The 25,658-nt window shown below is 62.4% G+C and carries 24 protein-coding genes; 17 read left to right on the plus strand and 7 right to left on the minus strand.

Annotation, left to right across the window (positions count from 1 at the left end):
• Window positions 1-172: 172 nt before the first annotated feature.
• A complete protein-coding gene (locus AC4BBN_RS20355) occupies window positions 173-1,348 on the minus strand; it encodes an aminotransferase-like domain-containing protein (protein WP_490593975.1) in 1,176 nt (391 codons plus the stop codon).
• Between the two features lie 62 nt (window positions 1,349-1,410).
• On the opposite strand from AC4BBN_RS20355, the gene AC4BBN_RS20360 reads away from it, so the two are divergent.
• The 3 genes from AC4BBN_RS20360 to nth all read left to right on the plus strand — a co-directional run bounded on the left by AC4BBN_RS20360 (window position 1,411) and on the right by nth (window position 3,449).
• Window positions 1,411-1,920 (plus strand): AraC family transcriptional regulator, encoded by a 510-nt coding sequence (locus tag AC4BBN_RS20360; protein WP_490593840.1) that lies wholly within the window; start codon window positions 1,411-1,413, stop codon window positions 1,918-1,920.
• A gap of 65 nt (window positions 1,921-1,985) precedes the next feature.
• Complete coding sequence (locus AC4BBN_RS20365; protein ID WP_490593841.1) at window positions 1,986-2,792, plus strand: HDOD domain-containing protein; 807 nt, start codon at window positions 1,986-1,988, stop codon at window positions 2,790-2,792.
• Between the two features lie 18 nt (window positions 2,793-2,810).
• Window positions 2,811-3,449 carry an endonuclease III gene (gene nth, locus AC4BBN_RS20370; RefSeq protein WP_490593842.1) on the plus strand — a complete coding sequence of 213 codons (639 nt, stop codon included), beginning with the start codon at window positions 2,811-2,813 and terminating at the stop codon, window positions 3,447-3,449.
• Window positions 3,450-3,457: 8 nt separating this feature from the next.
• On the opposite strand, the gene AC4BBN_RS20375 is transcribed toward nth, so the two are convergent.
• Both AC4BBN_RS20375 and cobT read right to left on the minus strand, forming a co-directional pair.
• Entirely contained in the window at window positions 3,458-3,739 is a 282-nt protein-coding gene (locus AC4BBN_RS20375; RefSeq protein ID WP_490593843.1) for an EAL domain-containing protein, read from the minus strand.
• 1 nt (window position 3,740) lies between these two features.
• Complete coding sequence (cobT, locus tag AC4BBN_RS20380) at window positions 3,741-4,769, minus strand: nicotinate-nucleotide--dimethylbenzimidazole phosphoribosyltransferase (RefSeq protein WP_490593844.1); 1,029 nt, start codon at window positions 4,767-4,769, stop codon at window positions 3,741-3,743.
• Window positions 4,770-4,980: 211 nt separating this feature from the next.
• Between cobT and AC4BBN_RS20385 the strand changes: the two genes are divergently transcribed.
• From AC4BBN_RS20385 to AC4BBN_RS20440, 12 genes are all read left to right on the plus strand, one after another.
• Window positions 4,981-5,751 (plus strand): lysine/arginine/ornithine ABC transporter substrate-binding protein, encoded by a 771-nt coding sequence (locus AC4BBN_RS20385; protein ID WP_490593845.1) that lies wholly within the window; start codon window positions 4,981-4,983, stop codon window positions 5,749-5,751.
• Window positions 5,752-5,958: 207 nt separating this feature from the next.
• The gene (locus AC4BBN_RS20390; RefSeq protein ID WP_490593846.1) at window positions 5,959-6,645 is read left to right on the plus strand and encodes an ABC transporter permease; all 687 of its coding nucleotides are present in this window, start codon (window positions 5,959-5,961) and stop codon (window positions 6,643-6,645) included.
• 10 nt (window positions 6,646-6,655) lie between these two features.
• Window positions 6,656-7,369: an ABC transporter permease gene (locus tag AC4BBN_RS20395; protein ID WP_490593847.1), complete on the plus strand. Its 714-nt coding sequence runs from the start codon at window positions 6,656-6,658 to the stop codon at window positions 7,367-7,369.
• Window positions 7,369-8,487, plus strand: coding sequence for a succinylglutamate desuccinylase/aspartoacylase family protein (locus AC4BBN_RS20400; RefSeq protein ID WP_490593848.1), 1,119 nt, complete (start codon window positions 7,369-7,371; stop codon window positions 8,485-8,487). Before AC4BBN_RS20395 ends, AC4BBN_RS20400 begins: the two co-directional genes overlap by 1 nt.
• A gap of 18 nt (window positions 8,488-8,505) precedes the next feature.
• The gene (locus tag AC4BBN_RS20405) at window positions 8,506-9,282 is read left to right on the plus strand and encodes an ABC transporter ATP-binding protein (protein ID WP_490593849.1); all 777 of its coding nucleotides are present in this window, start codon (window positions 8,506-8,508) and stop codon (window positions 9,280-9,282) included.
• A 236-nt stretch (window positions 9,283-9,518) separates the two neighbouring features.
• A complete protein-coding gene (locus tag AC4BBN_RS20410) occupies window positions 9,519-10,595 on the plus strand; it encodes a LacI family DNA-binding transcriptional regulator (RefSeq protein WP_490593976.1) in 1,077 nt (358 codons plus the stop codon).
• Window positions 10,596-10,724: 129 nt separating this feature from the next.
• On the plus strand, window positions 10,725-11,690 hold the full coding sequence (locus tag AC4BBN_RS20415; RefSeq protein WP_490593850.1) for an ABC transporter substrate-binding protein: 966 nt from the start codon (window positions 10,725-10,727) through the stop codon (window positions 11,688-11,690).
• A gap of 160 nt (window positions 11,691-11,850) precedes the next feature.
• Window positions 11,851-13,371 (plus strand): sugar ABC transporter ATP-binding protein, encoded by a 1,521-nt coding sequence (locus AC4BBN_RS20420; RefSeq protein WP_490593977.1) that lies wholly within the window; start codon window positions 11,851-11,853, stop codon window positions 13,369-13,371.
• Window positions 13,364-14,320, plus strand: a complete 957-nt coding sequence (locus tag AC4BBN_RS20425; protein ID WP_490593851.1) for an ABC transporter permease — start codon at window positions 13,364-13,366, stop codon at window positions 14,318-14,320. Before AC4BBN_RS20420 ends, AC4BBN_RS20425 begins: the two co-directional genes overlap by 8 nt.
• A complete protein-coding gene (locus AC4BBN_RS20430) occupies window positions 14,320-15,261 on the plus strand; it encodes an ABC transporter permease (RefSeq protein WP_490593852.1) in 942 nt (313 codons plus the stop codon). The genes AC4BBN_RS20425 and AC4BBN_RS20430 overlap by 1 nt, the downstream gene beginning before the upstream one ends.
• Complete coding sequence (locus AC4BBN_RS20435) at window positions 15,261-16,049, plus strand: phytanoyl-CoA dioxygenase family protein (protein WP_490593853.1); 789 nt, start codon at window positions 15,261-15,263, stop codon at window positions 16,047-16,049. The genes AC4BBN_RS20430 and AC4BBN_RS20435 overlap by 1 nt, the downstream gene beginning before the upstream one ends.
• Window positions 16,050-16,982, plus strand: coding sequence for an aldose 1-epimerase (locus AC4BBN_RS20440; protein ID WP_490593854.1), 933 nt, complete (start codon window positions 16,050-16,052; stop codon window positions 16,980-16,982).
• Here the strand turns inward: AC4BBN_RS20440 and AC4BBN_RS20445 are convergent.
• From AC4BBN_RS20445 to AC4BBN_RS20455, 3 genes are all read right to left on the minus strand, one after another.
• Window positions 16,974-19,277, minus strand: coding sequence for a putative bifunctional diguanylate cyclase/phosphodiesterase (locus AC4BBN_RS20445; protein WP_490593855.1), 2,304 nt, complete (start codon window positions 19,275-19,277; stop codon window positions 16,974-16,976). The genes AC4BBN_RS20440 and AC4BBN_RS20445 overlap by 9 nt on opposite strands.
• A 69-nt stretch (window positions 19,278-19,346) precedes the next feature.
• The gene (locus tag AC4BBN_RS20450; protein ID WP_490593856.1) at window positions 19,347-20,891 is read right to left on the minus strand and encodes a cobyric acid synthase; all 1,545 of its coding nucleotides are present in this window, start codon (window positions 20,889-20,891) and stop codon (window positions 19,347-19,349) included.
• A 121-nt stretch (window positions 20,892-21,012) separates the two neighbouring features.
• Window positions 21,013-21,933 (minus strand): GGDEF domain-containing protein, encoded by a 921-nt coding sequence (locus AC4BBN_RS20455; RefSeq protein ID WP_490593857.1) that lies wholly within the window; start codon window positions 21,931-21,933, stop codon window positions 21,013-21,015.
• Window positions 21,934-22,101: 168 nt separating this feature from the next.
• Between AC4BBN_RS20455 and AC4BBN_RS20460 the strand changes: the two genes are divergently transcribed.
• Entirely contained in the window at window positions 22,102-24,309 is a 2,208-nt protein-coding gene (locus AC4BBN_RS20460) for a phosphocholine-specific phospholipase C (protein WP_490593858.1), read from the plus strand.
• Between the two features lie 32 nt (window positions 24,310-24,341).
• Entirely contained in the window at window positions 24,342-24,989 is a 648-nt protein-coding gene (locus AC4BBN_RS20465; protein WP_490593859.1) for a choice-of-anchor R domain-containing protein, read from the plus strand.
• Here AC4BBN_RS20465 and AC4BBN_RS20470 read toward each other — a convergent pair.
• Window positions 24,986-25,657 carry a nucleoside/nucleotide kinase family protein gene (locus tag AC4BBN_RS20470; RefSeq protein WP_490593860.1) on the minus strand — a complete coding sequence of 224 codons (672 nt, stop codon included), beginning with the start codon at window positions 25,655-25,657 and terminating at the stop codon, window positions 24,986-24,988. The genes AC4BBN_RS20465 and AC4BBN_RS20470 overlap by 4 nt on opposite strands.
• Window position 25,658: the final 1 nt, after the last annotated feature.

A 25,658-nucleotide genomic window follows, 5' to 3' on the forward strand; every position in this document is an offset into this window, starting at 1 on the left:
GGCTGGTTTAGGCCCGCTTTTTCTTACGATCAGTATACGGATCGTGGATTCAAAACAAAAGGGGCTAGGCCTCGGTACTTACCCGCGTGCTGCCCCTTTTTCATAGGAACCATACGCTACACAATTCGTAGCTGCTTGCGCAGGTATTACCTGCGCTGGAGGCCAATTTTCCTTAAAGTGCCTGGCCCAGGCGGGCAATGCCCTCTTCGATCTTTTCCACGCCCACGGTGGCGAAGCTCAGGCGCAGCGTGGACAGGTCGGCATCGTGCGCATAGAACGGCGCACCAGGCACAAAGGCCACCAACTTCTCAATCGCACGCTTGGCAAAGGCGCCGGCGTCGCGGCCTTCGGTGAGGCGCGCCCAGAAGAACATGCCGCCCTGCGGCGCGTTGAAGGTGATGGCGCCACCCAGTTCACGTTGCAACGAAGCGGCCATGACGCGGGCACGCTCGGCGTAGACCTTGCGCACTTCGACCAACGTAGCGTCAAGCCGGTTCAGGCCGAGGTAGTGCGCAGCCGTAGCCTGGGTCAGGTTGCTGGTGTGGGCGTCGCTGAACTGCTTGCACATGGTGGCCTTGGCCAGCAGCTCGGGCGGGGCAATCAGCCAGCCCACGCGCAGGCCGGGGCTGAGGATTTTGCTCATGGAGCCGCAGTGCGCCAGCCAGTCGCGGCTGCCCGGCACGTCGGCGCTCAGCGCCAGGATGCTGGGGGGAGGCGGCTGGTCGAAGTACAGCTCGCCGTAGGGGTCGTCTTCCACCACCAGGGTTTGGGTGCGTACGGCGATCTCCAGAATGCGCTTGCGGCGTTCCAGGCTGAGCGTAGCGCCGCTGGGGTTGCCGAAGGTGGGGATCAGGTAGACCAGCTTGGGTTTGTGTTCGTCGATCAGCTTTTCCAGCGCATCCACGTCCACGCCGTCGGCATCGATGGGCGCGCTGATGACCTGTGCGCCGTACAGGCGGAAGCACTGGATGGTGGCCAGGAAGGTCGGGCCTTCCACGATTACCTTATCGCCGGGGTTGATCATGGTCTTGCCGATCAGGTCCAGCGCCTGCTGGCTGCCGGTGGTGACGATCAGGCCGTCGGGCGCGACGGCCACACCCTTGTTGACCATGAACTTGCTGAGCTGTTCGCGCAGCGGGTTGAAGCCTTCGGTGGCGCCATATTGCAGCACCGGGCCGGGGTTGTTCGCCAGCACGGCAGCGGTAGACTGTGCGATACCAGCCACATCAAACAGGGCGGGGTCTGGGAAGCCGCCCGCAAAGCTGATGATGCCGGGCGTGCCCAGCAGCTTGAAGAGTTCGCGGATGGCGGAGGTTTCAACGTTGTTGAGTCGGTCGGCAAATGGCAGGGACATGGTCTGGTTTCTCGCTTTCTGAACCGCATTGTCGCTAATCCAAAAAGGGACGCTCCATGCTTGTAGAACTGAGGTTGCTGCCGCCCATGCACTTGGCCTATATGCGCTGCACCGGCCCTTATACCGGCCCTTATGACGGCACTGGCAGCAACGCCAGCATCCAGACATGGGGCCGCTTTGCCGCATGGTGCCACCAGCACGGGCTGGACAACCCAGACCGCATGCTGCTGGGCATACAACAAGACCGGCCCAGCACCACACCCGCCGAGCTATGCCGCTACGACTGTTGTGTACAGGTGGACGAGGGCTTTATGCCCAATGCCGAAGTGGCGGTGCAGGACTTTGCCGGCGGCCGCTATGTGTGCGGCCAATTCACCGGCACTGCAGCCGATATCCAAACGGCCCGCATGCACCTGCGCAATGAATGGCTGCCCAGCGCGACAGCCGATGGAGCCTGGCGCCTGATGGAGGCGCCGCTGCTGGAAATCTACCCCCAAGGCTACCGGGTAAACGCCGAAACCGGGGTCCTCCAATGCAGCTTATGTTTGCCTATTCGCGCCGCATAAATAGGTAAGAATAGGCCCCATAAGCATGTAATTCAGTCACTTCATCCATCAGCACAGGAGACCCTATGTCGGACATCTCGGTATTTTTTCAATCCGTCAAATTGCCCGTCATGTCGGAAGTAGCCCACGCGCTGATCCGCACACTCAACGATGAAGATGCCACTGGCCCGCAGGTGGCCGCGATCATCACCAAAGACTCCACCCTGACCGCGCGCCTGCTGCGCCTGGCCAACAGCGCCAGCTTCGGCCTGAGCCGCAAGGTGTCCACAGTGGACGACGCCATCACCCTGGTGGGCATGGGCCGGGTGCGCACCCTGGGCCTGGCCGCAGCCATGGGCGACGCGTTTCCGGTGGTAGACGGCCTGGACCGCAAAGAGTTTTGGCGCAGCTGCATGGTCAGCGCCGGTTATGCGCAATGGCTGTCGGCCCATCTGGGTCTGGACGGTAGCGAAGCCTGGTTGGCCAGCATGATGGTGCGCCTGGGCGAGCTGATGATTGCCCAGGCCGAGCCGGGCAGCCTGAAAGAGATTGAGAAGCTGCCGCACCAGCCTGGTGGCCGCTGGGAGCGTGAACAACGCCTGACTGGTTTCAGCGAAGGCCAGATCACCGCCGAGCTGGCGCGCCGCTGGAACTTCCCACAGGAGATCGTGCGTGCGCTGGACATCTGCTCCGACCCGCTGGCCGCCCACCCGTTCAACCGGCTTGGTGGCATCGTGCATCTGGCCATGTTGCTGGCCGACATGCCGGCTGGCGGTGCAGAAATGCTGGAGGAGTTGCCTGAAGAAGTTGTGCGCACCCTGCAGCTGAACCGCGAATGGATGCAGGCCAAGTTCCCGCTGCCCGACTCGTTTGTCGATATCTCCTCACTTTGAAATGAAACTCTGCCAGGCATGAATCGCAAATCCATCGCCGGATTTTTTGCCACCCTGCAGGCGGCCAACCCACACCCCGTCACCGAGCTGGAATACAGCAGCCCGTTTGAGCTGCTGGCGGCCGTGCTGCTGTCGGCCCAGGCCACCGACGTGGGCGTCAACAAAGCGACGCGCAAGCTGTATCCGGTCGCCAACACGCCGCAGGCCATTCTGGACCTGGGCCTGGAGGGACTGGAGAGCTACATCAAGACCATAGGCCTGTACCGTAGCAAGGCCAAGCACCTGATACAGGCCTGCCGCATGCTGGTAGACCTGCACGGCGGTGAGGTGCCGCACGACCGCGAGTCCCTGGAAGCCCTGCCAGGCGTGGGCCGCAAGACTGCCAATGTGGTGTTGAATGTGGCTTTTGGCGAACCCACCATGGCGGTAGACACGCACATTTTCCGCCTGGGCAACCGCACAGGGCTAGCGCCCGGCAAGACCCCGCTGGAGGTGGAAAAAGGCCTGCTCAAACGCATCCCGGCCGAATACATGGTGCACGCCCACCACTGGCTGATACTGCATGGCCGCTATATCTGCCAGGCACGCAAGCCCCTGTGCTGGCAGTGCGGCGTATCCAGCTACTGCGACTTCAAACCAAAGACTGCGGCGCCCTGAATCCTGAGTCAGGCCAGACGGGCACCTGCCTTGGCCCGGGACTGCAGCCATTGCTCCAGCCCGGCCGCAGGCGAAGTCCTAGCAAAGAGATTGCCCTGTAACACCGGGCAGTCGCGGTCTGTAAGGAAATCTGCCTGCAGCTGGGTTTCCACGCCTTCGGCAACCACCGTCAAACGCAGCCCATCGGCGATGCACGAGACGGTATTGGTCAGCGCCTGTGCTACAGAAAAATGCCTTGCAGCGCAGATAGAATATGCGCCAGAAGCTATCAATACAATAGCAAACAGCAAATCATGGAGCGGCGCTTTGCGAGACGCCGGCCGCTGCAAAACTGGCCATGTCCGCCAGCACAAAGCAGGCTGACTGTAGCAGCGGCCAAGCCATGGCAGCCCCGGAGCCTTCGCCCAGGCGCAGGCCCAAATCCAGCAACGGCGCCGCACCCATATGGTGCAGCATCAAGGCATGGCCGCGCTCGCCCGAGCTGTGGGCAAACACACAGCGCTGCAACACCAAGGGCTGTAGCGCATGCGCCACCAGCACCACTGCACTGGTGATGAAGCCATCGACCAGTATCACGCGGTTTTCTTGGGCCGCCTGCAATACGGCGCCCAGCATAGTCGCCATCTCGAAACCGCCAAACGCCTCTAGTGCCTCCAACGGATCGATCACACCAGCATGGCGCTCCAGCACCTGGGTCAGCACGGCGATCTTGCGCTGCAGGCCCGCATCGTCCAGGCCGGTACCCACGCCGGTGCAATCCGCAATATCCAACCCGGTCAAACGGGCCATTAACAGCGAAGCTGCAGAGGTATTGCCAATGCCCATTTCGCCCAGCAACAAGACGTTGCCGGGCAGGCTTTTCACTACCGCGCGGCCCTGGGCAATCGCGCGCTCGCATTCAGCGGCGCTCATGGCCGCTTCCTCCAGCGCATCGGCTGTGCCATATGCCAGCTTGTAGTCCAGCAGACCGGGGCGCGGCGCAAAGTCATGTCGCACGCCGCAATCCACCACCGTCAGCGCAATGCCGTGCTGGCGCGCCAATACGCTCACACAGGCTCCGCCGGCCAGAAAGTTTTCAACCATCTGCCAGGTCACATCGCTGGGATAGGCAGACACACCACGCGCGGCCAAGCCATGGTCGCCAGCAAACACCACCAACTGGGGTTGCTCCAGTACAGGGGCCTCGGTACCCAAAATCTCGCCCAGTTGCAGCGCCAAGGATTCCAGCCGCCCTAAAGAACCCAAGGGCTTGGTCTTCTGGTCGAGTTTGAGCTGTAACAATGGGCGCAAGGGAGATTGGGACAAATCCGTCAAAGTCATGGAGGGTTCTCGGTCGATGCAAAATACGCAGATTACAGCAGACCCAAGAAGCACCCCACCTTGCCAAGCTTGGTATGGGTCTTGCATTCGAAGCAACCTAGCTGTTAAGGGCAAACCCCTGCCGCTGCGCACCACCTTGGGGCCTAAAATTCAAGCCCCTAAAGTGTGTCCTGCAAGCTATTTTTGACACCCCCTCCTACCAGGAACATCAATGAAGAAAATCGTTCTGTCTTTCGCCCTGAGCGCCCTGTCTATTGCCGCAATGGCACAAGGTAAAGACCTCAAAGTCGCCATCGACCCCACCTACGAGCCCTTCACCTTCAAGACTGCCGACGGCAAGCCCACCGGCTTCGACGTGGACATCGCCAGCGCCCTGTGCGAGAAGATCAAACGCAAATGCGTGTTCGTCGAACAGGTCTGGGACAGCATGATCCCCGGCCTGCAAGCCAAGAAGTACGACGCCATCATCAGCTCCATGTCGATCACCGAAGACCGCCTCAAAGTGGTGGACTTCACCGACAAGTACTACAACACCCCTAGCAAGATCGTCGTCAAGAACGACATCAAGTTCACCGACCTGGCATCCCTCAAGGGCAAGAAGATCGGCGTGCTCAAGGGCAGCACACAAGAGAAGTACGCCAACGGCGAACTCAAGAAGGTCGGCGTGGTCGTCACCCCCTATGAAGCCCAGGACCAGGTCTACCTGGACATCAAGGCTGGCCGCCTGGACGGCACTGTCGCTGACATCATCGAAGTCACCGGTGGTTTCCTGAGCAAGCCCGAAGGCAAGGACTACGTCGCCGTGGGCCCAGAGTTGTACATCCCCAAATACTTTGGCGGCGGTGCTGGTGTGGCCATCCGTAAGGGTGACAAGGCACTGAAGGAAGAGCTGAACGGCGCCATCAAGGCTATCCGCGCCGACGGCACTTACAAGACCCTGAACGACAAGTACTTCAAGATCGACGTGTACGGCAAGAACTAGGCTCACCCCCAGGCTGCAGCGCTTCGCGTCTTTCGCCAACCCCCTTGCAGGGGGCGAACCCGGTGGACCGGCAGAGCCGGATCCACGGGTTCCTTGGAAGGGGAATCGGGGTGTCTATTGCGGTAGCGGTAGCCCTAGCCGTGGTCTTGCCGCGCAACTTTCTGCGCGGCGGCCACGGCGTATTTTTTTCTACTTGGGAAATGTGTTTTGTCTGATTACTACTGGTCCATCCTCCACGGCGCACTGCTCACGGTTGGCGTGTCCCTGGCCGCACTGGTGGTCTCGGTGCTGCTGGGCCTGCTGGGCGCGGCTGCCAAACTCTCCGGGCGGCCCCTTTTGGTGGTGCCCGCCACGCTGTACACCACCGTCATCCGAGGCATCCCGGACCTGGTGCTGATGCTGTTGGTGTTCTACGGCGGCACGATTGGCGTGAATTCCCTGCTGGAGTTGGCCGGCAGCGAGGCGACTCTGGACCTGGAGCCGTTCACGGCCGGGGTGCTGACCCTGGGTTTCATCTACGGTGCGTACATGACCGAGACGTTTCGCGGCGCCATCATGGCGATTCCGCGCGGGCAGTTCGAGGCTGCGGCCGCCTTCGGCATGGGGCCGCGCCAGGCGTTCCTGCGTATCACGGCGCCGCAGATGGTGCGCTATGCCTTGCCGGGCTTTACGAATAACTGGCTGGTGCTGATCAAGGCGACGGCCTTGGTGAGTTTGATTGGTCTGCAGGAGATGACCTATCTGGCCAAGCAGGCCAGTGCGGCGACCCGCTCGCCGTTTGTCTATTTGCTGTTTGCCGGGGCTTTGTTCCTGGTCTACACCTGGGTGTCGCTGGAGGTGTTGCGCAGGCTGAACGCCCGCTACAGCCTGGGCACCAAGCGCATTACGCTGTGAGGATGACGTTATGAACTGGGAAGTCATCTTTCGCGAAGAAAGCCTGGCCATGTTTGGCGAGGGGATTCTGAATACGCTGTGGCTGTTGGTGGCCTCTGTCGCCATCGGGGCGGTGCTGGCGGTGGCCTTTGCTTTGGCTTTGACGAGCAACAACACCGTTCTCAAACGGTTGGTGGGGGCCTATACCTTTGTGATTCGGGGTACGCCGCTGTTGATCCAGGTGTATTTGATTTACTACGGTCTGGCGCAACTGGAGTGGATACAGGCGCGCTGGGACACGGTGTGGCCGCTGGTGTATTTCAAGAACGCGTTCTTCTGCGCTCTGCTGGCATTTGCACTGAACACCGGGGGTTACACGGCGGAGATGCTGGCCGGGGCCATCCGCGAGACCAATGCGGGGGAGATCGAAGCAGCGCAAGCCTTTGGCATGAGCCACTTCAAGATCATGACCCGGGTGGTGCTGCCCAGCGCCATGCGGCGTACCTTGCCCGCTTACAGCAACGAGGTGGTAATGATGCTGCAAAGCACCAGCCTGGCCAGTGCGGTGCCGGGGCTGCTGGATGTGACGGCGGCGGCCAGCCGCATCTACTCGGACTTCTACCTGCCGTTTGAGGCTTATCTGTTTGCTGCGGCGATTTACCTTGTTGGTACTTTTGCGCTGATCGCAGCTTTCCGTTTGGCTGAACGGCATTTCCTGGCTTACATGGCACCTCGTAAACACTGATGCAACGCCACGACCACCTCCTACGCACCCAAAGCCTGGGTAGCCAAAAAACCCTGACCAGCTTCCACTTTGGCACGCCGGGTGCCCGGCCCAAGGTGTACATCCAGGCCAGCCTGCACGCTGAAGAGCTGCCTGGCATGCTGGCGGCCTACCACCTGCGCCGCTTGCTGGAACAGGCCGAGGCCCAAGGCCAGATCCAGGGCGAGATCATTCTGGTGCCTGTCGCCAACCCCATGGGACTGGCCCAGCGACTGGACCACAGGCCCATGGGCCGCTTCGAGCTGAATACCTCGGAGAACTTCAACCGCCACTACCCCGACTTCTGCGCAGCCGTATTACCGCTGGTGCAGGACAAGCTCGGCTCTGATGCCGCGCACAATGTGCACACCATACGCCAGGCCGTCGGACAGTACCTGCAAAACTGGGCACCCGAAACCGAGCTTGCAAGCCAGCGCAAAATTCTGACCAGCATGGCCTTTGATGCCGATGTGGTGCTGGACCTGCACTGCGACTGCGAAGCCGTCATGCACATGTACGCAGAGGTGCCTTGCTGGCCCACCCTGGAGCCGCTAGCCCGCCTGCTAGGCACCCAGGCCGTTCTATTAGCCAAGAACTCTGGCGGTCTGTCTTTTGACGAATGCATGTCCGGACTGTGGTGGCAACTGGCCGACAAGCTGGGCAATGCCTACCCGATTCCACAAGCCTGCTGCAGCACCACGGTAGAGCTGCGCGGTGAGGCCGAGGTCGGCCACGCCTGGGCCCAGGCCGATGCCGATGCCATCTTTGCGTATCTGCAGCATCTGGATGTAGTTGGCGGCACCAAGCCTGCCCTGCCCGCTTTGGCCTGCGCGGCAACGCCACTGGCCGGCGCCCAATTTGTCAAATCACCCGTGCCCGGCGTACTGGTGTTTGCAGCCAAACCCGGCGACCACCTGGCGCTGGGCGATCTGGTATGCGAAGTCATAGACCCTATTGGCAATACCGTGCACGCCCTGCGCGCCGAGGTACCTGGCGTTATGTATGCACGCACCAACGAGCGCTACGCCACGCCCGGCGACGACCTGGCCAATATTGCGGGTGCTGTCCCCTTCCGTACTGGCAATTTGCTGGGTGCCTAATTTTTCTGAATACCGCTTATGACCACCCAACCCCTAAAACTCCAGGCCATAGACATCCACAAGAAATTCGGCTCCAACGAAGTGCTCAAAGGCGTCTCGCTGGAAGCGCGCGCAGGCGATGTGATCAGCATCATCGGCAGCTCCGGCTCCGGCAAGAGCACTTTTTTGCGCTGCATGAACCTGCTGGAAAAGCCCAATGCGGGCCGCATCATCGTCGCCGGTGAAGAGCTGAAGCTGGTGCCCGACAAGCATGGCGAACTGGTGGCCGCCGAGGCCAAGCAGCTGCAACGCATGCGGACCAAGTTGGCCATGGTGTTCCAGCATTTCAATCTGTGGGCGCACATGACGGTGCTGCAAAACATCATCGAAGCACCGGTGCATGTGCTGGGCGTTCCCAAGGACGAAGCTATCGAGCGCGCCCGCAAATACCTGAAGCTGGTGGACCTGCAGAACAAGGAAGACAGCTACCCCGCCCATATGAGCGGCGGCCAGCAGCAGCGCGTGGCGATTGCGCGCTCCCTGGCCATCGAGCCCGAGGTGATGCTGTTTGACGAACCCACCAGTGCGCTCGACCCGGAGCTGGTCTCCGAGGTGCTGAAAGTGATGCAGAAGCTGGCCCAAGAAGGCCGCACCATGGTGGTGGTGACACACGAAATGGGCTTTGCCCGCGAGGTGGCCAACCACCTGATCTTTCTGCACAAGGGCCAGATCGAAGAGCAAGGCGTGCCGCGCGAGGTGCTGAGCCAGCCCAAGAGCGAGCGCCTGCAGCAGTTCTTGTCGGGCAGTTTGAAGTAGCGCAGAGCCACCACCCTTCGCCCGGGAAACCCGGTCGGGCCAAGGCATTGCCTACTTGGGTGGTGGGCGTGTTCACTTTGCGAATGCAGCTCCGTGGGCTACCCCGGACGCGTCTTATGATTTAATAAATTGTTTGCATACTTATTTATTAGTCATAACAAATCCAACTCACGACTATGACGACCTCCAAGACCATGGCCACCAAGCCCAAGGGCAAGGCATCCAAAAGAGTGACCATGACCGACATCGCCACGCAAGCCGGGGTGTCACAGTCCACCGTATCGCTGGTGCTGAACGCCATGACCGGCACCAAGCTATCAAGCGAAACCCGCCAGAAAGTATTGCGCATAGCCGAAGAACTCGGTTACCGGCTTCCCGAAGGGCGCAAGCCAGCGGGCACCGTGATAGCAGACCGATCTGCCACCACCGCGCCGGTACCGCCACGGGACGGCCGCCGGCTGGTGCTGTATCTCGTCGATGAAATCTCGACCAGTTCGCACCCGGTGGTCTCCGTGGATGGAGCGAAAGACGAAGCCTGGAGCCAGGGCACGCTGGTCGCCGTGTTTGCCACACGCTCCAACACCGACATCGAGTCCGCTGTACTCGAATCGATGCTGGCGAACCCCCTGCTGGCAGGGGTGATCTACTCCACCATCTTCACACGCCAGGCAGTGGCACCTGCGGTGCTTGCTTCCGTACCCACGGTGCTGCTCAATTGCTATGTGCCCGAAGGCGGCGAACCCCACTTCTCCTCCGTAGTACCTTCTGAAGTGGTCGGCGGTGCTACCGCGACCGAACATTTGATCCAGGCAGGCCACAGACGCATTGCCTTCATCAATGGCGAACCCTGGATGGACGCGGCCAAAGACCGCCTCAAGGGCTACCGCCGCGCGCTGGCCAGTGCCGACATCGCGTTTGACGACATCCTGCTGCGCGAGGGCGACTGGCAAGTTACCACCGGCTATGACTGCACGCTGTCATTGATGCGCGCAGCCCACCCACCCACCGCCATCTTCTGCGCCAACGATCTGATGGCTGTGGGATGCCTGGAGGCACTACAGCACCTTGGCTTGCGTGTGCCAGAGGACGTGTCCGTCGTTGGCTACGACGACCAGGAAATCGCCCGCCACACCCACCCTCCCCTCACCACACTGGTGCTGCCCAACTACGAAATGGGCCGCTTGGCGGTTGAGCTGCTGCTGGACGAGGCCAACGGCATGCCGCACCGCAAGCGGCGTATCAAAGTGGACGTGTCCCTGGTTGAGCGCGGCACGGTCGGCCCACCACGATCGCACACTTTAGCTATCGGATAGCCGTTAATAAATATTTACTAATATTAGTAATAACACCGATGAGGCAACGCATGATTATTCATACCATGCGTTGTCTTCATTCGATACCCCGTTTGAGGACTCTGTTTAACCACATAAAAAAGAGGACTCATGCGCTTTCACCACACACTCCTGGCCGTCGCAATGGCAGCCATCCATTTTTCTGGTGCGGCCGCTGACGCACCCAAGGTCGCCCAGAAAACCACCTACAAAGTGGGCTTTGCCCAAACCGAAAGCAACAACCCCTGGCGCCTGGCCGAAACCAAGAGCTTCCAGGACGTAGCTGCCTCCTGCGGCTGGCAAGTGATCTTCACCGACGCTGGTGGCTCCGCCGCCAAGCAGGTCGCCGACATCGACTCGCTGATTGCGCAAAAAGTGGATCTGCTGGTGTTCCCACCCCGTGAAGACAAGCCTTTGATTCCTGCAGTGATGAAGGCCAAGAAGGCCGGCATTCCCGTCATCCTGGTAGACCGTGACGTGGACCACAAGCTGGCCAAACCAGGCGTGGACTACATCACTTTCATTGGCTCGGACTTCATCGACCAAGGCCGCCGTGCAGCCCAGGCACTGGTAAAAGCCACCGGTGGTAAAGCCAACATCATCGAGCTCGAAGGCAGCACAGGCGCATCCGCCGCGACCGACCGCAAGAAGGGCTTTGACGACGAAATCGCCAAGAACCCCGGCATGAAGATCGTGGCATCGCAGTCTGGTGACTTCAACCGCGACAAGGGCCGCCAACTGGCGCAGACCCTGCTGCAAGCACACCCGGAAGCGAATGCGGTCTATGGCCACAACGACGAGATGGCCGTGGGCGCCATCACCGCCATTGAAGCCGCCGGCAAGGTGCCAGGCAAGGACATCTTCGTAGTGTCCATCGACGGCCAGCGCAACGCATTGGACGCCATCATCGCCGGCAAGATGGTTGCCACGGTGCAATCCTCGCCGTACTTCGGCGGCATCAGCTGCAAGACGGCCCAGGCTTCCGCCAAGGGTGAAAAGATCCCACCATGGGTCAAGGTGGAAGACAAGATCTACGACATCAGCAATGCGGCCAAGGACCTGGCCGAAGGCTTCTGATCAGCGTTCATCGCGTTTGATCGAAGCGCCGGTACAGCTGCAACGCGCAGGCTGAACCGGTTGCCACAGCCTCGGGGCGCAGTCACCACTGCGCCCCTGCCCAAGAAGTCACCCCAGGGATTAAAGAACTGTGTCAAACAACAGTCCGCCGCTGCTAGCCATGCAGGGCATTCAGAAATATTTTGCCGGCGTACCCGCTGTACGCAATGGCTCACTGAGCTTGCAGGCCGGTGAGGTACATGCGCTGATCGGCCAAAACGGTGCCGGCAAGTCGACGATGATAAAGATCGTCACCGGAGCATACGACCTGGATGGCCCGCAAGACGCCGGCGGCATCCGGTTCGAGGGCCGTGAAGTCCGCTTCCAATCCCCCAAGCAAGCACGCGAAAGCGGCATCAGCACCATCTACCAGGAGATCAACCTGGTGCCGTTTGCCTCGGTGGCAGAAAACATTTTTCTGGGCCGCGAACCTCGCCGGCTAGGCCTGATCGACTGGCCGCGCATCCACCGCGACGCCCAGCGGGCGGTCGAGTCTGTCGGCCTGTCGGTCGATGTACGCAAGCCCGTGTCCTCGCTGTCCACCGCCGCCCAGCAGATGGTGGCGATTGCGCGCGCAGTGTCGGTCGATGCCAAGCTGGTGATCATGGACGAATCTACCTCCAGCCTGGACGACCGTGAAGTCGATGTGCTGTTCGATGTCATCCGCCGTCTGAAAGCAGATGGCCGTACCGTGGTGTTTGTATCGCACCGACTGGATGAGCTGTATGCCATCTGCGACCGCGTCACCGTGATGCGCGACGGCCAGACGGTGCATGTCTCGGCCATGGCCGACATCTCCAAGCTGGACCTAGTGACCACCATGCTCGGCAAAGAGCTGGCCGTGGCCCACCGCAAGGCCGGTAGCCACAAGCCGGTAGCGGGCCTTGCGCCGCTACTGAAAGCCGACGCACTGCAAGCAGCACCCAAACTGCGCAATATCTCGCTGCAAGTGCATGCGGGTGAAACCGTGGGCCTGGCCGGCCTGCTGGGCTCGGGCCGCACCGAGACCATGCGACTGGTTTTTGGTGCCGACCGGCCTGATGGCGGCACCCTGCACTTCAACAACCAGGCCGTGGATTTCAATGCACCATCCGACGCCATCGCCCAAGGCATTGCCTACCTGTCCGAAGACCGCAAGATCGAAGGTATCTTCCCCGACCTGTCGGTGCGCGAAAACATGACCATGGTGATGCTGCCGCAGCTGGCCAAGCTCGGCGTGGTAGACCGCGCTGCGCAGATGCGCATCGTCGACGCCTTCATTGCCCGGCTGGGCATCAAGACATCCGGGCCAGAGCAGCCCATCAAGGAGTTATCAGGCGGGAACCAGCAAAAAGTCTTGCTGGCGCGCTGGCTGGCGCTATCACCCAAGCTGCTGCTGCTGGACGAGCCCACGCGCGGTATCGACGTCGGCGCCAAGGCCGATATCGCCAACCTGATCCACAGCCTGGCTGCCGACGGCATGGGCATTTTGATGTCAGCCTCTGAGCTGGAAGAACTGGTGAGCATGGGGGACCGTGTGGTCGTGGTGCGCGATGGCACCAGCATTGCCGAGATAAGCGGAGACGGCCTAAGTGAGCAATCCATCATGTCGGCTATTGCCGAAGGCCGCAGCGCCCACGCGTCGGAGGTCCAGCATGGATAAGCTGCAACACTGGGCTAAAAATAATATGAAGAACCTCATGCAAAGCGGCGGCGCACTGCTGGCGCTGGCCTTGCTGGTCGTCTTCAACCTGCTGTTTACCGATAGCTTTATATCGCTGCAAACGCTGAACGTGAACCTGACCCAGGTCACCACCATCGTGATTGTCGGCGTCGGCATGACGCTGGTCATCGCCACCGGCGGCATCGATCTGTCAGTCGGTGCGCTGATGGCGATTGCCGGCACCCTGGCGCCGCTGATTTTCCAGGCCATGCCCGGCCCGCTGGGCTTGCTGCTGGGCGTCGTCCTACCCATCCTGGTGGCGGCCGCCTGCGGCTGCTTCAATGGCTGGCTGGTGACAAGTTTCAACATCCAGCCCATTGTGGCGACGCTGGTGCTGTTCATCGCCGGGCGCGGCGTGGCCCAGGTGCTGACCAATGGCAATCTGCTGGCCTTCGCCAACGAAGGCTTTGCAATGTTGGGCAAGGGCAAGCTGCTGGGCATACCGGTGCAGGTGTTGCTGATGCTGGTGATCGTGCTGGCGGCGTCCTGGGTGCTGCGGCGTACGGTGTTTGGCCGCTTCATCGTAGCCACCGGTGCGAATGCGCGGGCCGCACACCTTGCGGGCATACCGGCTGCGCGCATCAAGGTGCTGGTCTATGCACTGTGCGGCGCCTTGGCAGGCTTGGCCGGGCTGATTACGGTATCGATCAACGCCTCGTCGGATGCCAACCAGAACGGCCTGGGCATGGAGCTGGACGCGATTGCCGCCACCGCCGTGGGCGGCACGCTGCTGGCCGGCGGGCGGGCCAACATTTTCGGCACGCTGGTCGGTGCACTGATCATCCAGCTCATGCGGTACACCCTGCTGGCGCACGGCGTGCCAGACGCGGCGGCCATGCTGGCCAAGGCGGCAATCATTGTTATCGCCGTATGGGTGCAGAAAAAATGATGAAAAACAAAGAACTTCTAGGTGTGTCCAGCGCCGTCATCCTGCTGGTATTGCTGGGCACGCTGCGGTATGAAAACTTCTTCAGCGCCTACAACCTGCTGGAATTCGGCCGGTACAACGCCATGTTTGCGCTGATCTCCATCGGCATGGCGTTTGTCATCATGGCCGGTGGCATCGACCTGTCGGTCGGCACCGTGGCGGCGCTGGCATCGGTGGTGTCGGCGCTGCTGTCGCCACACAGTGCCATCGGCGCCGTCATCGCCGGCACTCTGGCTGGCACGCTGTGCGGTGTGGTCAATGGCTTGGTGGTCTCGCGCATGCGCATCCAGCCCTTCATCGCCACGCTGGCGATGACCTTGGCGGCCCACGGCCTGGCGCTGTTGCTGGCGGACAACCAGGCGGTGTCCCCGTCCTACGACACCGGCTTTACCGAAGTCGGCCAGGGCGACCTGCTGGGCGTGCCGGTACCGATGTGGATCTTGCTAGTGGTGCTGGCGCTGGCCGGCGTGGCCCATGTGTACAGCGCTTTTGGGCGCCACACGCTGGCCATCGGCGGCAGCGAAGAGGCGGCCAAGCTGATGGGCCTGAACGTGCATAAAAACCTGCTGCTGGTCTACGCGCTGTCGGGCACTTTGGCCGGCCTGGCCGGCGTGCTGCTGGCGGCGCAGGGCTCGGGCCAGCCGAACGAAGGCATGGGCTGGGATTTGTTCGCCATTTCGGCGGTGGTGGTCGGCGGGACCCTGCTCAGCGGCGGTGCCGGCTCCATAGCGGCCACGATGGTAGGCGTGGTGCTGCTGGGCTTGGTGTTCAACCTGCTGAATTTTGAGAACGGCCTGGGCCAGTTCACGCTATCGTCTTACTGGCAATCGGTGGTGCGCGGCGTGTTCCTGCTGGTCGTGGTGCTGATCCAGGCCCACCTAATGAAGAAAAGGAGCCGCTGATGCGCCTGACAAGTTCAGAGCTCGACGCCCATGTGGCGGCCTTCAACCGCGACGGCATGGTGATGCTGCGCGGCCACTTCTCCAAAGACGTGCTGACCGCCTGGCGCGCAGCCTTCGAACCGCTGCTGCAGGCGCATATCGCCAGCGAACACGACAAGCCGAACCGTGGCACCCAGCGGCACTATGTCACCCTGCCCTTTGCCGGCCTGTTTGCCGACCCGGCCATCCACGCCGACCCCGATGTGCTGGCGATTGTCGAACGCGTCGTTGGCGCCGCCCCGGTGCTGTGCCAACTGGCCAGCGACACACCGCTGCGCGGCTCCGACTACCAGCCATGGCACCGCGACACACCGCCGCTGTTCGAAGAATGGGGCCGAGAAACACCGTCGTTCCAACTGGCGGTGAACTTTCCGCTGTGCGACGTGACGCCGGAAAACGGGCCACTGGAAACCACGCTAGGCACCCACGTTCTTGAGAAAAATAGGGTTCTAGCGCAGATAGATTCTGCGCAGACAGCTATAGAAAGCGTAGCAATGCAGCTGGGCGACGTGCTCATACGCGATGTGCGCCAGATCCACCGCGGCACGCCCAACCAGACCGACCAGCCGCGTCCGATGGTGGTGCTGGGCTACAGCCGGCGCTGGCTGTACCGGCCTGAAGTACATATCCGCGTGCCACAAGCCACCTGGGACACCCTGCCCGCACAAAGCCGCCAGTTGCTGCGCTTCAACCCCATCGTTTCGGACAACGGCGCGCCACTCGATAACTACCGGCAATTCGCCTACTAGATGCCGATAGCCCAACCCGCACCCCTGCTCTGGCTGCAGGCCGGCAACACCTACATGGCGCTGGCCCCTGAAATCGGCGGCTCCATCGCCGCGCTGTACACCGCCGATACGGCTACCGACCTCCCGCAGCTCGACCCCTACGGGGCTTTCCACTGGCTGCGCCCGGCAAGCGTTGCGGCGCTGCAGGCACGCGACCCGCTGGGCATGGCCAGCTTTCCACTGGTGCCATGGTGCAACCGCATCCGAGATGGCCGGGCCGAGGTACATGGCCAGCAATTGCAGTTACCTTCGCCTGGCAGCATGGACCACGCCATCCATGGCCTGGGCTGGCAAGATGCCTGGGAGACCATCGCCTACACGCAGCACAGCGCCACGCTGGAATATGCCTACCCCGGCGGTGCCTGGCCCTGGGCGTTCACGGCGCAGCAAAGCTTCACCCTGGCAGCCGACGGCCTGCATTGCGCAATGTCATTGCGCAACGACAGCCTGCGAACCATGCCGGCTGCACTGGGGCACCACCCCTACTTTCCGCACCGTGCTGGCACCCGGCTGCGCTGCGCGGTGGATGCCATGTGGGAGTCGGATACCGACATGCTGCCGCTGCGCCGCAGCCAGCCAGCTTTTCTGCCAGCTCTGTGCCACGGCATGCCTTTGAGCGAACTGAACCTGGACAACAACTTCACCGGGTGGGACCGGCAGTTCAGCATCGACTGGCCGGAGCAGCGCCGGCATCTGCGCTTGACGGCCGATGCACCACTGGACTACTTCGTGCTGTTCTGTCCGCAGGGTGCAGACCATTTTTGTGCCGAACCGGTGAGCAACTGCACCGACTGGCTGAACCGGCCACAAGATGCCCATGTGGGCGGCACGAGCTTGGCAGCCGGTGCAGAGCTGGTGAGCGGCTTCCGCCTGGCCTGGGGCCCATCAGGCTAGCTGCTTCTCTGTCCAGTTTGCGGTGAAAGCCCCCACCAATTCGGCATCCATGGGCTTGGCAAACAGATAACCCTGGCCATGGCTGCAGCCTATGCGCTCCAAAATATGGCGTTGGGCGGCGGTTTCCACCCCTTCCGCGGTGGTCTCCAACGCCAAAGCCTGGGCCAAAGCAATGATGGTCTGCACAATGGCCACCGCGCTGGCATCGCTCTCAGTCGCATCCAGAATACTGACAAACGAGCGATCGATCTTGAGCTTGTCTAGCGGGAAGCTGCGCAGATAGGACAACGAGGAATACCCGGTTCCAAAATCGTCCAAGGCGATACGTATGCCCTTGCGGCGGAAGTTGCGCAAAATGGCCTGTGCGGTCTGGCTGTCCTGCATCAATGTGGACTCGGTAATCTCCAGTTCCAGCCGCTCGCCAGGCAAACCGCTATGCGACAAGGCCTCTTCCACCATGGGCAGCACATCCACATTCGCCAGCTGCACGGCCGACAAATTCACCGCCACCCGCAGCGGATGCGGCCAGCGCATGGCATCCGTGCAGGCTTGGCGCAGCACCCAGGCACCCAGGGGTACGATCAAACCGCTCTCCTCGGCCGCCGGAATGAACTCGGCCGGCGACACCATGCCGCGCTGGGGGTGCATCCAGCGCACCAAAGCCTCAAAGCCCACCAAAGTACCGTTCAACAGGTCGATCTGCGGCTGGTAGTGCAGCACAAACTCACCCCGCACCAGGCCGTGGCCCATGTCGCTCAAAATATTCAGCTTGTGCTGCGCAAGCGCGTCCATGGCTGGATCGAAGAAGCACAAGGTGTGGCGGCCGGCCGCCTTGGCGGCATACAAAGCCATGTCGCAAACCTTCAGCAACTGCTCCGCACTGTGCGCGTCCTGCGGCGCAAACCCTATGCCTATGCTGGCGCGCACCTCAATGCGGTGGCTGTTCACCGACCACGCCTGGCCCAACGCAGCTTGCAGCCTTTCACCATAGGCCTGCGCTTGCGCCCGGGGCAGCTGTCCGGGCACGATCAGCGCAAACTCGTCGCCGCCCAGGCGCGCCAGCAGCTCACGTGGCCCCACCTCGGCCGTGAGGCGCCTGGCTACCTCCTGCAGCAGCAGATCACCCACGGCATGGCCCAGAGAGTCATTCACGGTCTTGAAGTTGTCCAGGTCGAACAGCAGCAAGGTGCAGGCAGCGCCACATCCTGGAGGCGAAAAATAGGCCTCCAGCGCATTGCCAAACTGCAATCGATTGGCCAAGCCCGTCAGCGCATCCTGGTGGGCCAGGCGCACCATTTCCATCTCGCGTAAACGCGCTGCGGTGATGTCAGAGCCCACGCCTCGCCAGCCTTGCAGCAGCCCTGCGGGCCCCACCAAAGGCTTGGCGGTCAGGGACCACCACTGCAGCTGCTCCCCCACCATCACAGGCACTACCACTTGGCGGAAAGGCGTGTCCAGGGCCATGCAGGCTTGCAGGTGCAAAAACATGTCCTGTTCTTCGTCGCGCAGCTGCGGAAACTGGGTCGACAGCATCTCGACCAGGTTGCGCCCGTGCAGCATTGCGGGTGCCACGCCCATGGCCGCCGCCAGGCGCACCGACACATGGCGCAGCCGGCCATTGCGGTCTGTTTCCCACAGCCAGTCACTCGCGTTTTCCTCGAAGTCGTTCAGCAGCAGGCCGACCAACTGTTTCTGTCGCTCGATCTCGGTTTCGGCATGCAAGCCATCCAGGAACATACGCGCGGTAATCTTTATAGTCCCCAACATGACGAAGGCATACAAGCACAGCAAGCCGATCATGTAAGCGTATACCGCCTCTGGCCGCACTGCGAGCGCAAACCCGACGCCTGTACACAGAATTAGCGCCCAGGACGTAGCCACCAGAGGGAGATAGGCAAACATCCAGCTGCCGGTGCCGACAAAACAGGCGGCCGTCGCGAGTAGAAATGCACGCCCGTCCGCATCGCTTAGGCTGAGTAGGTACCAGAATACCCAGGAGAACAATACTGCGGCAGCCGCGATGGAGATCGCCAGCGTCCAGCCTTTGAACTGCGGTACTTCATACGCCGCATGCATTGCCCGGTGCCCCCACCAGAGTGCTAGGTTCACGCCCGACGACACGGCCACAAGTAGCAGCCAAACCATCAAAAGCCCATGCTGCGCCTCTTGCCAAAAGGCCAACACCAGCACCACCGCCGAGACCATCATGCCCAGGCTGCTAAATGGAATGCGCTGTAGCACCGCCCGGAACTGGCGCCCACGGTAGGCCTTGGCCTGCTCGGGAAACGGTTTCACGTCGTGCCAAGCCAGGGCTTGAGCCCACCCGTATTGACGAAAGTGCTGAAAACGCATGGCCCAGTGTACTCAGCGCCTGGCGATCAGGGACTGTAGGAAACCCGGCTCAAAATGCGGCTCCAGGTAGTCGGCCAGCCCGTCAAACACCGCGTCCAGGGTGGGTACGCTGGCACCAAACAGGGCACGCAGCACGGCCGGGTCTTCCAGCATGCCGTGCAGATACAGGCCCAGCACATTGCCGGCAGCATTCTGCCAACCCAGGCCATCGGGCAGCACAGCATGGGCTATGTCGCCGGCCTGGGCCATGGCGCTGTGCTGCAGCGTTTGTCCGTGGTGGATTTCATAGCCCGCCACCGGCACGCCGGCCAAGGCGGCCCAGGGGCCGACCATAGCTTCGGCAAAACAGCTCTGCCGGTGCTGCACCGTCTTACGCTCTTCAAACTGCGTCACCAGGGGCAGCAGGCCCAGACCGGGCGCATTGCCGTCTATGCCATGCGTGTCGATCAAGGCCTCGCCCAGCATCTGCAGCCCGCCGCAAATGCCCAGCACGGCACCACCCCGCGCGGCATGGGCAGCCACCGCCGCGTCCAGGCCCCGCTGGCGCAGCCAGGCCAAGTCGCCACTGGTGTGCTTGGAGCCGGGCAGGATGACCCAGTCCGCACCTGCCAGATCTGCCGGGCTGCGCGCCCACACCAGGCGCACGCCGGGGACGTTCTTCAAGGGCTGGAATTCGTCCAGATTGCTGATGCGCGGATAGGCCACCACGGCGATGGTGCGCGTCACCGTGCCACTGCTATGGCTGCGGTCATCAAACACACCATCTTCCTCGGGCAGGCCGTGCTGCCACCACATGGGCAGCGTGGCCACCAGCGGCACGCCAGTCAAAGCCTGCAGCTGCTGCGGGCCTGGCGCCAGCAAGCGCGCATCGCCGCGGAACTTGTTCAGCACAAAGCCGCGCAGCAGCTCGCGGTCTGCCTCGGGTAGCAGGGCCCAGGTACCGTACAGGTGGGCAAACGCGCCCCCACGGTCAATGTCTGTGACCAGCAGGCAGCGCGCATCTGCATGGCGGGCCACACGCATATTGACGATGTCGCTGTCGTACAGATTGATTTCGGCAGGAGAGCCCGCACCCTCGATCACCACCACATCGTTTTCGGCACGCAATGCGTCCAATGCCTGGGCTACCACTGGCCAGACCTTGGCACTGCGGCTGCGCCAGTCCAGGCCCGTCAACTCGGGGCTGACCTGGCCCAGCAGTACCACCTGGCTATGGGTGTCCCGCTCGGGCTTGAGTAGCAGTGGGTTCATGCGTACATCGGGCTGAACCCTGGCCGCCAGCGCCTGGAAGTACTGGGCGCTACCGATTTCCCCACTGAACTCTGCCCCCACGCTTGTCACTGCGTGTACTGCGCTGCCCCCCGAGGGGGTCGCGCCTTGCTTGGGGCGGCCCGGCGCGGCGGCGACCACACGTGCGTTATTGCTCATGTTTTGCGCTTTGAAGGGGGCGACCTTCAGCCCCTGGCGGGCGTAGTAGCGACACAGGGCGGTGGTCAGCCAGCTTTTGCCAGCCCCGCTGGTGGTGCCCAGCACCATGGTGCAGACGGCAAGGCTCATGCGCGGAAATACCTCATTGGGGCGGTAGAAAAAAGGTGCAGACTGGGCACCGGTATTATGAATAAAAAATGGCTCTAGCGCATATTCTATCTGCGCCAGCAGCTATCGATTAAATAGCAAACTAAACGGCCCACATGCTACGATCCCGGCCAGCACCCTTGGCCTGGTACAGGGCTTCATCGACGCGCTTGTACACGCTGCGCACATCGTCACCCGGCCGCAGCTCGGTCATACCGGCCGAGCAGGTGTAGCCAAAATCCGGGTGCGCTGGCAACGGATGGCGCTGGCGCACCACATTCAATAAAACCGACACCACACCGCCCAGGTTCTTGGGAGACATGCCGCGAAATAGCAACAAAAACTCTTCTCCACCCAGGCGGCCAAAACCATCGTCGCGCCGCAGCGAGCGCTGCACCGTATGGGCAAAGTCCTTTAGCACGGCATCACCCGCCGGGTGGCCATAGCTGTCGTTGACCCGCTTGAAATAGTCCAGGTCCAGCAAGACCACACCGCAAGGCGTATCGCGCTGCTGCCGCTCGGCTATGGAGTCGCGCAGCTGTTCCATGATGTGCGCGCGGTTGCTGATGCCGGTCATACCGTCGGTCTGCGCGGCGCGCAAGGCCACGTCGCGTTGCTGGCGCATGCTGCGCTCGCCGCCTCTCAGCACAGTGATGTCCGACGCCACACACAGCATCCAGCCGTCGGCGCGCAAGGTCTCGGTCATCCAGATCCAGCGGCCATCGCACAGATCGGCCTCGAAGGCACGAAATGCCTGCTTGCCCCGGCGCGAACGGATAGTGGCCAGCCAGGTATCGATGTCGAGGGTTTCGATATACGCGCCGTTGCCTAGCGCATGGTTGCGGCGCATCAGCGCGCTCCAGCTGATCAGTTCGTCGGCATCCAAACCGTAAGCACTGCGAAAAGCAGGGTTGGCGTAGCGAAGGTGGTCGCCCGCGTCCAGTAGCGCAACCAACAACGGCGAATCGTTGTAGGCCATCAGCAGCTGCTGCGCGATCGGGTCGGTGCAAGCGGGATGCGGCATAAAAATCATCATACAGACGACAGGGCCAGAGCGCGAGCGAGACTGCGCAATCCCACGCCCACACGACCCACATAGCGCGGCCCTTGACATAGCGATGTCACATCTGAGCCAGAAGATGCACGTCGCCTACCGAACGTTCCCTCCAGCCCCTAGAACAAGGAGATCCCCATGACTTCCATTGACCGTCGCGCCCTTTTGCGCGGTGCGGCCGGCGTTGGCCTGTCCACCGTCTTCCCTGATGCCATCAAACAGGCCCTGGCGATCCCCGCCAACGCCGTGACCGGCACCATCCAGGACGTACAGCACATCGTGGTGCTGATGCAGGAAAACCGCTCGTTCGACCACTACTTCGGCACGCTGCGCGGCGTACGCGGCTTCAACGACCCGCGCGCCGTGCGCCTTTATGGGTCGGGAAACTCGGTATTCCAGCAGCCCAATCTGAACTCGTCCGGCGTCACACAAACCCCTGCCACGCTGCTGCCCTTCCGCCCCGCAGGCGCCGACTTGGGGCTGGCATTTCTGGCCGACCTGGCCCACTCCTGGAAAGACGCCCACGGCGCCTGGAACAACGGCCTCTACGACAAGTGGATTCCGAACAAGACCAGCAAGACCATGAGCTACCTGCAGCGCTCGGACATCCCCTACTACTTCTCGCTGGCCGATGCCTTCACCGTGTGCGATGCATACCACTGCTCGATCATGGCCTCCACCGACCCCAACCGCTACTACCTGTGGAGCGGCTGGGCCGGCCAGAACGGCACGCTGACGCCCGATGGCAGCGCCACCGGCAGCACCCCTGGCAACGTGGCCCTGGCGGGCAATGGCAATGGCGTGCCGCCCTACGGCCCGGTGGTGACCAATGCAGAAGCTGGCTACAACTGGCGCACCTACCCCGAGCGCCTGCAAAACGCTGGCGTGAGCTGGAAGATCTACCAGGACATCGGCGTAGGCCTGACCGCAGAAGGCTACTGGGGCTGGACCGGCCAACCCTACATCGGCAACTACGGCGACAACTCGCTGCTGTACTTCACCCAGTACCAGAACTCCACGCCCGGCCAGCCCCTGTATGACCGCGCCCGCAGCGGCACCAACATCTACAACAACGGCGCCTTCAACAACGGCGGCCTGTTCGACCAGTTGCGCAGCGATGTGATGAACAACACCCTGCCCCAGGTGTCGTGGATCGCCGCGCCCGAGGCCTATACCGAGCACCCCAACTGGCCCACCAACTACGGTGCCTGGTACGTCAACAACGTACTGGCCGCGCTGACCGCCAACCCCGCCGTCTGGGCCAGCACCGTGCTGATCATCTGCTACGACGAGAACGACGGCTTCTTCGACCACGTGGTGCCGCCCACCCCGCCCATGACAGCCGCGCAGGGCAAATCCACCGTCAGCACCGTGAATGAAATCTACCCTGGCAACGGCACGGCCAGCTACCCCGCCGGCCCCTACGGCCTGGGCGCACGGGTGCCCATGCTGGTGGTGTCGCCCTGGAGCAAGGGCGGCTGGGTCAACTCCCAGGTGTTCGACCACACCTCCATCGTCCAGTTCATCGAAAAACGCTTTGGCGTGATGGAGCCGAATATCTCGCCCTGGCGCCGTACGGTGTGCGGCGACCTGAGCTCAGCACTCGACTTCTCCATCGCCAGCGCCACCGCCTCGCGCCTGCCCAGCACCGCCGCCTATGTGCCGCCGGCAAGCGACGTCACCAGCGGCAAGACCTACCCCAACCTGGCCGTCACGCCGCCTGCCAACCAGACCATGCCGTCGCAAGAACCCGGCGCCCGCCTGGCGCGTGCCCTGCCCTACCAACTGCAGGCCCTGGGCGTGGCGAACGCGGCGGGCCAGAGCTTTGGCATCAGCTTCAGCAATACTGGCAGCGCTGGCGCCTGGTTCCATGTGCGCACCGCCAACGGCACCGTGGCCGGCGGCAGCACCGGCCCCTGGAGCTATACGGTAGAGGCCGGCAAAAGCCTGGCCGACACCTGGACACCCGCTGCGGGCACCAGCGCCTATGACCTGTCGGTGTACGGCCCGAATGGCTTCTTCCGCAAATTCGCAGGTGGCACCGGCGCATCGGCGGCCAAGCTGACCGTGCAAACCGTGTACGACACCATTGGCGGCGGTATTTCGCTGGTGGTCACCAACATCGGCACCGTCTCCACCAGCGTCACCGTGACCGATCAGTACATGAAGAACGCGTCGCACCAAACGGTAGCCCCAGGTGCCAGCTTCCGCTCGGACTGGACGCTGCAAACCAGCGCGCGCTGGTACGACCTGGTGGTCACGGCCAGCACCGACGCCAGCTTTGTCTGCCAATGCGCTGGCCATGTGGAAACCGGCAAGCACGGCGTCAGCGACCCGCTGCTCTGAGCCCCCTCAATCTATAGATGTCAGGAACAGCTATGTTTTCCCCATTGAAAATGTCTTTCCGCCAGGCTGCCGTGTCCGCTGGCGCCTGCCTGTGCTTCGCCATGGCCCTGCCCGCGCAAGCCACCGTGGTCTACAACAACCTTGACGCCGTACAAAGCGGCTCCGATGCGGTGTACGGCACCGGCCCGCTTGCCAACTCGTTCAACACTGGCACTTACGGCGGCACACTGAACAGCATCCAGGCACTGCTGATGAACCTGGGCCCGGACCTGAGCTCCAACCTGCAGGTCAGCCTGCTGTCCAGCAACAGCGGCGCCCCTGGCAGCCTGCTGGCGACTTTCGACAGCCTGTCCAGTTCTACCATCTCATCCAGTGGATTCGGCTCCTACCGTTTCTCGCTGGCATCCGGCTACAGCCTGGCGGCCAATACCACCTACTGGATCGAGATCGCCGCAGCCGACCCGAATGCGGTCCAGTGGTCGTATTCGTCCGACCTGTCCGCGCTGGGTGTGGCCGGTGAATCGTCTTACAGCGCCGCGTTTGGTGTCAGCCCCAACGACACGGCAGCATTGGCCGGCTTTGGCCCCTACCAGATGGCGGTGGAGTTGCCCGAGCCTGGCTCGCTGGCCCTGATCGGCCTGGGCTTGGCGGGCCTGGTGTTCATCCGCCGCCGCGCCTAAGCCACCAGCGCGTCAGCCCGGGCACGGGTCTGCTGCACGATCTCGGCGTTCAGCTGGTCGTTCATGGCCACCCGTGCCTGCGCCTGGGCCACGCTGAAACCCCAGGCCGCCTGGTGGCGCGCCACCAAGCGCTGCAGGGCTACGTCCATGGGCACATCAAGGTACCAGCGGGTATCCAGCAGCCCGTCCAGGTTCCAGCCATGTTCGCGGTGTAGCAGGTAAAGCCCCTCCACCAGCACCAGGCGCACAGCCGCATCGATCTGCACTGCGCCCTCCACCGGGTCACCCACGCTGTGCTCGAAACCGGGCCAAGGCACGGGGGGCGCATCAACAGCCGCGTTGCGCACCGCGCGCAGACGGTCCGCTAGACCGGCCGGATCGAAAGTCCAGGGTGATCCACGCCGGGCCAGGGCCGCCTCCGGGTCGGGCATGCGCGCCAGGGCCGCCCGGCTCAGGTGGAAGCCATCCATGCCCAAGACTACCGCCGTACCTGCACCCGCCTCGGCATTCACCGCTGCCACCAACTTGTCAGCCAAGGTACTTTTGCCCGAACCAGGCAGTCCCACCAGCCCGACGATGCGGCGGCGTGGCCCCGGCGTGCGCAGCATTTGCAGCAACTGCTGGACGGGGTCGGTGAGTACGGGGGGTGCAATGTCTAAAGTCGCCATG

The sequence above is a fragment of the Rhodoferax sp. SPJ21 genome (genome assembly GCF_058216335.1).

Excerpts from the sequence above, each read along its gene's own strand:
- AC4BBN_RS20360 (WP_490593840.1), top strand. The coding sequence starts at position 1,411 with ATGCTTGTAGAACTGAGGTTGCTGCCGCCCATGCACTTGGCCTATATG.
- AC4BBN_RS20365 (WP_490593841.1), top strand. The coding sequence starts at position 1,986 with ATGTCGGACATCTCGGTATTTTTTCAATCCGTCAAATTGCCCGTCATG.
- nth (WP_490593842.1), top strand. The coding sequence starts at position 2,811 with ATGAATCGCAAATCCATCGCCGGATTTTTTGCCACCCTGCAGGCGGCC.
- cobT (WP_490593844.1), bottom strand. The coding sequence starts at position 4,769 with ATGACTTTGACGGATTTGTCCCAATCTCCCTTGCGCCCATTGTTACAG.
- AC4BBN_RS20385 (WP_490593845.1), top strand. The coding sequence starts at position 4,981 with ATGAAGAAAATCGTTCTGTCTTTCGCCCTGAGCGCCCTGTCTATTGCC.
- AC4BBN_RS20395 (WP_490593847.1), top strand. The coding sequence starts at position 6,656 with ATGAACTGGGAAGTCATCTTTCGCGAAGAAAGCCTGGCCATGTTTGGC.
- AC4BBN_RS20400 (WP_490593848.1), top strand. The coding sequence starts at position 7,369 with ATGCAACGCCACGACCACCTCCTACGCACCCAAAGCCTGGGTAGCCAA.
- AC4BBN_RS20405 (WP_490593849.1), top strand. The coding sequence starts at position 8,506 with ATGACCACCCAACCCCTAAAACTCCAGGCCATAGACATCCACAAGAAA.
- AC4BBN_RS20410 (WP_490593976.1), top strand. The coding sequence starts at position 9,519 with ATGACCGACATCGCCACGCAAGCCGGGGTGTCACAGTCCACCGTATCG.
- AC4BBN_RS20415 (WP_490593850.1), top strand. The coding sequence starts at position 10,725 with ATGCGCTTTCACCACACACTCCTGGCCGTCGCAATGGCAGCCATCCAT.
- AC4BBN_RS20420 (WP_490593977.1), top strand. The coding sequence starts at position 11,851 with ATGCAGGGCATTCAGAAATATTTTGCCGGCGTACCCGCTGTACGCAAT.
- AC4BBN_RS20425 (WP_490593851.1), top strand. The coding sequence starts at position 13,364 with ATGGATAAGCTGCAACACTGGGCTAAAAATAATATGAAGAACCTCATG.
- AC4BBN_RS20430 (WP_490593852.1), top strand. The coding sequence starts at position 14,320 with ATGAAAAACAAAGAACTTCTAGGTGTGTCCAGCGCCGTCATCCTGCTG.
- AC4BBN_RS20435 (WP_490593853.1), top strand. The coding sequence starts at position 15,261 with ATGCGCCTGACAAGTTCAGAGCTCGACGCCCATGTGGCGGCCTTCAAC.
- AC4BBN_RS20440 (WP_490593854.1), top strand. The coding sequence starts at position 16,050 with ATGCCGATAGCCCAACCCGCACCCCTGCTCTGGCTGCAGGCCGGCAAC.
- AC4BBN_RS20450 (WP_490593856.1), bottom strand. The coding sequence starts at position 20,891 with ATGAGCCTTGCCGTCTGCACCATGGTGCTGGGCACCACCAGCGGGGCT.
- AC4BBN_RS20455 (WP_490593857.1), bottom strand. The coding sequence starts at position 21,933 with ATGCCGCATCCCGCTTGCACCGACCCGATCGCGCAGCAGCTGCTGATG.
- AC4BBN_RS20460 (WP_490593858.1), top strand. The coding sequence starts at position 22,102 with ATGACTTCCATTGACCGTCGCGCCCTTTTGCGCGGTGCGGCCGGCGTT.
- AC4BBN_RS20465 (WP_490593859.1), top strand. The coding sequence starts at position 24,342 with ATGTTTTCCCCATTGAAAATGTCTTTCCGCCAGGCTGCCGTGTCCGCT.
- AC4BBN_RS20470 (WP_490593860.1), bottom strand. The coding sequence starts at position 25,657 with ATGGCGACTTTAGACATTGCACCCCCCGTACTCACCGACCCCGTCCAG.